Origin of the sequence: Nostoc sp., from assembly GCF_041747015.1 — a bacterium.
Lineage (GTDB): Bacteria > Cyanobacteriota > Cyanobacteriia > Cyanobacteriales > Nostocaceae > Nostoc.
On sequence record NZ_JBGTFY010000231.1, the window covers coordinates 1 to 1828 of the forward strand.

The window sequence follows — 1828 nt, forward strand, 5'->3', positions numbered from 1 at the left end:
AACTAAGTCAATGCTGGCATAGAGGTTTTCGCTGTTTTCCTCGGCACGAATAACACTACCATTAGCATAAATAGTTACTTCAGCCGCTTGTCTAGGATTAATTCGCGGATTACGGGCTACGCTAAGATGCACATCCACTTCATTGGTAATGTTCTGAAAGTGACTAACTGCTTTTTCAATCTTTTGATGTACATACTCACGAATTGCATCGGTGATTTCAATATTTTTGCTGTGGATGACAAGCTTCATGTAAAGTCTCCCGCTGAATATTTGGATGTGTGAATTTGCTTTGTATGAAAAGAAGTTGCGGTAAGGTCTATTACTCCCGCCAAAACAAATTGTGAACTATATTGTATATACTGCCGATAATCTGTCTCTAAGGTGCTGCATCTGAGTTGTTGTCAAGTATACCCTTGATTTCCCTCCTCATCTCTGCGCTGATATCCAATTGGATGTCCACATAAAACTCTTGGATGAGGAAATCTAAGTAGTAGCTCCCGTGACTATTTTCTCTTTTAAAGGAACGCTTACAGAATTGTTGATAGTTGCTCCTTTTGCATTCGATTGAGGTTTGCTTGCTGTTGTTCAAAAATACAAGTCTTTGTGGAAGTTTGATTCTGTTTAAAATGCCAATAAATATGATTAGAGTCATCAACCAGTACATTCGTCTTTATTGTCTTGGCATGATGCTTATTGCAGAAAATTCCTCCTAAAACCTATTGAGGTTATCTTTTCAACCTAGCACTTTGTATTTTCTAATGCAGCTTCCCTTCACTTTCCTTTAAAATCTTTTGCAAAACTTAATATTTGCTGACTCCAATCCTTCAACTTGAAATATATTTCGTTCCCAATCTCAATTTATTTTTGGCATGATCCATAGTAATAAACCACACAAAAACCGTTGTTTGCTGTATAATCGAAAACTAGTACTTTACTTAGAAGCTCATGCATGGCAGCGATCGCTCCTCACTGAGCGCATTCATGACCCCAGTCTAGATGACGTGTTAATTTTACTAGAGCATCCACCTGTTTATACTTTGGGACAAGGATCTAACTTAGATTTTCTCAAATTTGATATTGACAAAAGTCAATATGATGTGCATCGGATTGAACGAGGCGGCGAGGTCACTTACCATTGTTCTGGTCAGCTGGTGGGGTATCCAATTTTAAATCTGCAACGTTATCGTAAAGACCTCCATTGGTATTTACGGCAACTCGAAGAAGTAATAATTCGTGTATTGGCAGTTTATGGATTGCAGGGAGAAAGAATTCCGGCTTTTACTGGCGTTTGGTTGCAAGGGCGAAAAGTTGCGGCTATTGGTATTAAAGTCAGCCGTTGGATTACCATGCACGGCTTTGCATTAAATGTTTGTCCAGACATGACAGGCTTTGAGCGCATTGTACCCTGCGGTATTTCTGATAAACCTGTGGGCAGTTTAGCCGAATGGATTCCAGATATTACTTGCCAAGAGGTACGTTTTTATGTAGCGCAGTCTTTTGCAGAAGTCTTTAGCGTAGAATTGATCGAGCCGGAGCCTGAATAATTTTTCTGCTCTGAGTAAATTAAGGCTGTAACTATGGAATAAATACTATAGCAGTCCTATTTAAGTTGTGAGACACTCATAAGAGTAGTCCATATTTAATAGGATCAAAATAACTATTTAACTGCCGTTCTCAAAGCTAGAATCTAATTAGGGCTTGCTGAATAAGTCTCCAGAGCGAATCTAGAAGCCACACAGCTTACAAAATAGTAGTTTCGTCGCTTAGTTTCCCAATTTGCCCGGCGCTCGCCGACGAAAGTGCAAGGTTTTTGAACCTCTGGATGCTA

The 1828-nt window shown here is 39.4% G+C and carries 2 protein-coding genes; one reads left to right on the plus strand and one right to left on the minus strand.

Features of this window, described 5'->3' with window-relative positions; translation table 11 throughout:
* Positions 1-249, minus strand: a 249-nt coding sequence (gene hpf, locus ACEW80_RS18600) for a ribosome hibernation-promoting factor, HPF/YfiA family (RefSeq protein ID WP_373528017.1), incomplete at its 3' end; no start/stop codon positions are given.
* 620 nt (positions 250-869) lie between these two features.
* On the opposite strand from hpf, the gene lipB reads away from it, so the two are divergent.
* A complete protein-coding gene (gene lipB, locus ACEW80_RS18605) occupies positions 870-1544 on the plus strand; it encodes a lipoyl(octanoyl) transferase LipB (protein ID WP_373528018.1) in 675 nt (224 codons plus the stop codon).
* Positions 1545-1828 lie beyond the last annotated feature (284 nt).